The organism is Aeromonas sp. HMWF014 (assembly GCF_963878295.1).
GTDB classification, from domain to species: Bacteria; Pseudomonadota; Gammaproteobacteria; order Enterobacterales; family Aeromonadaceae; genus Aeromonas; species Aeromonas popoffii.
The window spans coordinates 1-6504 of sequence record NZ_CAWNYS010000445.1; the positions used below are offsets into that span (position 1 = coordinate 1).

A 6504-nucleotide genomic window follows, 5' to 3' on the forward strand; every position below is an offset into this window, starting at 1 on the left:
AAGCCGAGGTTCGGCCTAACCAAGTGTCCGGATTTAGTTGACCACTACACTACAGACTCAAACAGTGGCAGTGTTGTGAGGGCAGGCTATAATCATGTTTATCTGCTTGCATCACGTATTAGTATAAGGCTCTGATGACTGACGCCTGCGCCCCCGTTAGTGGCATCGTAGATGTTCCACTAGAGCACCCTGATAGCAATTAAAACCTTTAGGTCTAATTGGCTTTGCCATCTATTATTGCCGCGACTTCTGTCATTGCATCACTGTCTATTATTGCGCTATTGCACGAGATAAAACCGATGATAAGAGCAACACTGAAAACATTTAAATGGGCAGCGTTGGTGCTAGGCGTCAGCGTGCTGACGATATTGGGTGTGCGTGCTTATGACTCGCAGCGCGGTGCGCCATTGGAGCTTTGGCATACTTTTGTGCCGCATGAATTGACGGTCGAGCAGATTGATATGGCTGACTGGGCTCAGTACGTGAGCGCCGAAGAGCGAATTTTTGCCGAGGTACGTACCGAGGTGAGTGATCGGTTGGATCCTGAGTCGCGCAATGCTAGCGACCGTTATTTTGTCGATAGCCCAATTTATCCCGGTAACTTTGCCAATAACTGGAACCATTCTTACATCATGATGCCGACGGGCACGCCCATAGGTGCGGTGGTGTTGCTGCACGGTCTGACCGACTCGCCCTACAGTCTGCGTCACATTGCCTTGCGTTATCAGGCCGATGGTTATGTGGTAGTTGCTGCGCGGATGCCGGGGCATGGCACCGTTCCGGGTGGCTTGACCAAGGTTGAGTGGCAGCAGTGGGCGGCAGCGACCCGGATGGCTGCGCGTGAAGCGCGTCGACTGGGTGGCGCGTCTACGCCTCTGCATATTATCGGTTTCTCCAATGGCGGCGCGTTGGCGATGAATTATGCCCTTGAAGCTCTCTCCGATAAGGCGCTTGCTCGCCCAGATCGCATTGTGCTGATCTCGCCAATGATCGGCATCACCAGTATGGCGCGATTTGCCGGCATGATGGGCTGGCCTGCAGTATTTCCCGCGTTTGCCAAGGCCGCATGGTTGAATATAGTCCCGGAGTTTAATCCGTTTAAATACAACTCATTTCCGGTTAATGCGGCGCGCCAGACTGCGCTGATGTCGAACGAGTTGCAGCAACGCATAGCGCGCTATGAGAGTGAAGGTCGCTTGAGCGAATTGGCCCCAATACTAACCTTTCAGTCGGTGGTCGACTTTACCGTTAGCACGCGGGCAATCATCAACGCGCTCTATGCTCATCTGCCTGCCAATGGCAGTGAGTTGGTGTTGTTTGACATCAACCGCAATACTAAAATTGGCCCGCTACTGCGCGTGAGTAACGATACCGTGCTGAAACGTTTATTACCTGCGCCGCCGCGTGCCTATACCGCGACCGTTATCAGTAACATTAGCCCTAACCAAGCAGAGGTTATGGAGCGCACCACCCCGGCAGGTTCAACAAAGGGGCAAACGCGTGCCTTAGGCTTGGTTTACCCGCGTGAAGTGTTTTCCTTGTCGCATCTAGCGCTGCCATTTCCGCTCGACGATTCACTGTATGGTTTAACCCCTGGAGATAACCTCGATTACGGCGTTAATTTAGGCGCGATGGCGGCACGCGGGGAGCGCGGTACGCTGATCGTGAGCATGGACTCGCTGACGCGGATGTCTTCCAATCCATTCTTTTCTTACATGCTTAAACGTATCGAAGAGGGTCTTGGCGGTGGCCGCAGCACGGCGGCACCAAGTGCTAACGGTGCGAATAGTCCCGAGTAAGTACAATCGTCCAGCGAAATAGGAGCACGACATGCACACACGGATTCCACTTGATGAAAATGAGCTACTTGAGTCCGTGTCGACCGGGCATTTGCCACCTGCCGAACAGATAGAGTCATTGGTGGCCGAGGCGTACGAGCGTTATCGGTCGCTGGATGAGGGACGGGTGGCCGATTACATTCCGGCCTTGGCTAAAGTGCCGCGTGAGCTTTTTGGTATCTGTGTTGTGGGAGTTGGCGGGGCGGTTTATACGGCTGGCGATGTTTCCTATGAGTTTACCATTCAGAGCGTCTCCAAGCCCTTTGTGTTCGCTCTGATTTGTCAAGCGATTGGCGAAGCCGAGGCGCGCACTAAGCTCGGCGTGAATGCCACCGGGCTGCCCTTTAATTCGGTGATGGCGGTCGAGCTCAACCAAGACCGAACCATGAACCCGATGGTCAACGCCGGGGCTATCGCAGCCACCAGCCTCGCGCCAGGCGTTAACGCCGATGAGAAATGGCAGTTTATCGAAGAGGGCCTGTCGCGTTTTGCCGGCCGAAAACTCACCCTCAATCGCGAAGTTTACGACTCTGAAGCCGCCACTAATCTACGTAATCGCGGCATAGCCAAATTGCTGGAGGGCTACGATCGGATGTATTTCGACGCCCTCGAAGCCACCGATATTTACACCAAGCAATGTTCGCTAAACGTCTCGGCTCGTGACCTTGCCATCATGGGGGCGACGTTGGCGGATGGCGGGGTCAACCCTATTACCGAAGAGCGGGTGGTGGATGCCTCGATCTGTAAGCGTGTACTGGCTGTGCTGGCAACCGCCGGGCTGTATGAGCTTTCGGGTGACTGGCTGTATGAAATAGGCTTGCCGGGCAAGAGCGGTGTTAGCGGTGGCATTGTTACCGTGGTGCCGGGTAAGGGGGGATTGGGCACGTTTTCGCCTGCGCTCGATGAGGCCGGCAACAGCATTAAAGGACAGCGTGTGGCGAAGTTTCTCTCCGAACGGATGGGTTTGAACCTGTTTGCCTCTAAGCCTGACCATTGAGTGGTTGGGTGTATCGATGTATCTCGCCAGTCAGTTGGCTTGGCGTAATTATCCAGGGATGAAACATTATGACTAAGGCGTTCTCTGCAGGCATGGGTGAGCAAACGGAGCAGCAAGCATCTTGGCTGCCGATGATTATCATCTCAATGGGGCAAGCACAAATGTCGTTGAATATCAATGCCTTGCCGGTATCTATTGGCGGTATTGTCGAGGAATTCAATACGGCCCCGACGACGGTGGCGACTGCTATCGTGGCGTACTCTCTGGCTGTTGCCGGTTTTATTATGCTCGGCGCTAAACTCAGTCAGATGTTTGGTGCGCTCACGGTATTTCGTTTGGCAACTGTTGTTTTGTGCGGGTCGATGGTGATGATGACCTTCAGCCCCAATGTAGCCGTGATGATTGCTGCGCAAGGCATCGCTGGCTTGGCTGCGGCCGCCATAGTGCCAACCTTGGTTGTGCTGATTGCCAACAATTACTCCGGCAAGCAGCAAGCCAAAGCGCTGGGTATTCTGGGGGCCGTGCAGGCTATGGCGACGGTAACCGCCTTCTTTGTGGCTGGTGTGGTCGGTACCTACCTTGGCTGGCGCTATGCATTTGGACTGGTTATCCCGTTTTCCGCGATAACCCTGTTTCTTACCCTGCGACTCAAGCCCGTTGCCAAGGTGCCTGAGGTGAAAATTGACGGTGTCGGGGTGATCCTGGCCGCAACCTCAGTCATCCTGATCAGCCTTGGGGTCAACAACCTGAACAATTGGGGGCTGATGCTGGCCAATACACTTGCACCGTTCAATGTGCTGGGGCTATCACCGGCGTTGCTCATGCTGATTGTCGGTTTGGTGGGTATTCAGTTGTTCGTGGCTTGGGCGCAGCGTCGCCAGGCACGTCACGAAACGCCCTTGTTAGCCCTTGAAGTTATCCAGTCACCACAGGAACGGGCGGCGGTGTACTCGATGATGTCGATTGTGATCTTGGGTAATGCATTGACCTTCCTCGTGCCGTTGTATATCCAAATGGTCCAGGGGCGTTCTAGTTTCGACACCGCAGTGGCGATGATCCCTTACCAACTGTCAGTGTTTACTGCGGCTATTCTTGTCGTTGGTCTTTATGATCGACTGGCGCCCCGCCAGATCGCCCGTTATTCTTTTGTGTTGGTGTCGATTGCGATGGCGCTGCTGGCCTTCGTGATGAAAAACGACTGGAGCAACTGGTTGGTTGTGCTGGGCCTAGCCATGTTCGGTTTGGGCCAAGGTGCGTTGGTTACGCTGCTATTTAACGTGTTGGTCACCTCATCGCCAAAAGAATTAGCTGGTGACGTGGGATCGCTGCGTGGCACGGTGAATAATTTATCGGCAGGTGTTGGCAGTGCCATTGCCGGTGCGTTGGTGGTGGGTATCCTGAGCATGAATATTAATAGCGCCTTGGTTGATAATCCGACTATTCCTGCAGCCCTGATTGAACAGGTCGATCTCGATCGGGCCACCTTCGTCAGTAACGATCGCTTGCTCGGTGTTATGTCGCGAACCACGGCAACCTCGGAGCAGGTTGACGAGGCCGTGAGAATTAACGCTGAGGCACGCCTTAAAGCGCTGAAACTGACATTTCTGTTAATGGCTGCGCTGGCTCTTTTAGTCATAGTACCGAGCGGCCGGTTACCGGGTTATATTCGTGGTCAAGGTCCCAGTGGACAGCCACCCAAGGTTTAATGATTGATGGCTGACTGCGCCCGCTCGAACAAGTGCCAATACCATTGAAAGGAGTCGTTCTGTGTTTGTGAATTACCTTGCCACGCGTGTTGGCCATTTACATGCCGCGACCGCTGTACTCGCGCTTGCTTCTCTGGCACTAGTCACGGGCTGCCAGCGGGAGGGCGAAGAGCTGCAAGCGGAGATTCGCCCGGTTCGCGTGATGACCATCGAAAGTCGTGACAGCAATGGCGCGTTTTCGTTGACCGGCACAGTGCAGGCGCAGGCTGAAATCAACTTGTCGTTTCGTATCGACGGTCGAATGATCATGCGCACAGTGGATATTGGCGATAGCGTCAAGGCTGGTCAACTGATTGCTCGGCTCGATCAGCAAGATGAGGAGCGTGGTCTACAGGCGGCTCGCGCTCAGTTAGCTGCGGCTCGCGCGCAGTTGCTTGAGGCGCGCAATAACTACGGGCGCATGCGCGAGCTGGTCGCCCAGGATGCCGTCTCGCGGGCAACTTATGACCAAGCCGAGGCGCTTTTGGGGACGGCAGATGCACAGGTTAAGGCAGTGAAGGCGCAGGTTGACTTGGCGAAAAACCGCTTGAGCTATACGCGTCTATTGTCTGATGTGGCTGGTGTGGTGACGGCACGTGGTCCTGAGGCGGGCGAGGTGGTCGGGGCAGGGCGGATGGTTGTTCAGGTTGCGCGCGATGGTGCACGTGATGCGGTATTTGGCGTGCCGGCACAGATCAAAGACAGCGCCCAGAGCAACTCGGAGATCACGGTCTTTTTAACCAGCGACCCACAGGTTACCGCCGTAGGCAAGGTGCGTGAAATTTCGCCCCGTGCCGACCCGGTAACGGGCACTTTTGCTGTGCGTATTGGTCTGCTTAATCCACCACCGGCGATGCGCTTAGGTAGCACTGTGACTGGACGTTTAAAACTGTCCGTGGCTTCCAGCATTGAGGTTCCCGCCTCGGCGTTAACCCGTGCGGGTGGCAAACCTGCAGTATGGGTGGTCGACGCGCAGGCACTGACAGTGTCGCTACGCACTATCGAGGTGCGCGGCCAAGATACGGCCAAGGTCCAGGTTGGTGCAGGGCTTAACCCTGGTGATGTGGTTGTGACTGCCGGAGTACAGGCGCTGCGTCCGGGCCAGAAGGTCCGTCTGCTAGAGGCGAGTAAATCGTGATAGGTCCGAATCTGTCTGAGTGGGCGCTTTCGAAGCGCTCGTTGGTGGTGTTTTTGATGATTCTCTCCGTGGTGGCGGGGACGCTATCGTTTACTAACTTGGGCCGTGGCGAGGACCCTGCGTTTACCTTCAGGAGCATGGTGGTGGGAGCTGCGTGGCCAGGGGCTACGGTTGAGGAAACCCTGCTGCAGGTTACTGAGCGCCTCGAGCGCACCTTACAAGAGACGGATCATCTTGAGCGTGTGCGCAGTTACACCACTGCGGGCCAGGCCACGATTTTTGTCGACCTGAAGCAGTCAACCCCGCCCGCCGAGGTTGAAGATGTTTGGTATCAGGTACGTAAAAATATTGGTGATATGCGTCATACCCTGCCATCGGGCGTGGTCGGGCCATTCTTCAATGATGACTTTGGCAGCACTTTCGGCATTATTTATGGGTTTACGGCCGACGGTTTTACCTTCCGCGAGTTGCGTGATTACGTCGAAAGCGCCCGCTCACGACTGCTCCAGGTGCCGGACGTTTCCAAGATCGAAGTGTTGGGCGCTCAAGATGAGCAAATATTTATCGAGTTCTCCACCGAACGCTTGGCTGGCTTGCGCCTTGACCTACCGGCGATTTTAGCCTCACTGCAGGCACAAAACTTGGTAACCCCGGCAGGCGTGATTCAGTCTGAGCACGAGCGAGTATTTTTGCGTGTTAGTGGTGCGCTGGATTCTGAGCGTGATATTGAAGCCATGACCATTGTTGCTGGCGGGCGGATTATTCGTCTTGGCGATATTGCCAGCG

Annotated in this window: 5 protein-coding genes; all 5 read left to right on the plus strand. The window is 55.1% G+C overall.

Features of this window, described 5'->3' with window-relative positions:
- The first annotated feature begins 224 nt into the window (after positions 1 to 224).
- The gene (locus tag AAC083_RS17505) at positions 225 to 1799 is read left to right on the plus strand and encodes an alpha/beta hydrolase (RefSeq protein WP_219927903.1); all 1575 of its coding nucleotides are present in this window, start codon (positions 225 to 227) and stop codon (positions 1797 to 1799) included.
- 31 nt (positions 1800 to 1830) lie between these two features.
- Complete coding sequence (glsA, locus tag AAC083_RS17510; protein ID WP_108537273.1) at positions 1831 to 2835, plus strand: glutaminase A; 1005 nt, start codon at positions 1831 to 1833, stop codon at positions 2833 to 2835.
- A 68-nt stretch (positions 2836 to 2903) separates the two neighbouring features.
- On the plus strand, positions 2904 to 4541 hold the full coding sequence (locus tag AAC083_RS17515; protein WP_219927904.1) for an MFS transporter: 1638 nt from the start codon (positions 2904 to 2906) through the stop codon (positions 4539 to 4541).
- A 61-nt stretch (positions 4542 to 4602) separates the two neighbouring features.
- Entirely contained in the window at positions 4603 to 5718 is a 1116-nt protein-coding gene (locus tag AAC083_RS17520) for an efflux RND transporter periplasmic adaptor subunit (RefSeq protein ID WP_042038335.1), read from the plus strand.
- On the plus strand, positions 5715 to 6504 hold a 790-nt coding region (locus AAC083_RS17525), incomplete at its 3' end, for an efflux RND transporter permease subunit (RefSeq protein WP_258224751.1). The genes AAC083_RS17520 and AAC083_RS17525, both read left to right, overlap by 4 nt.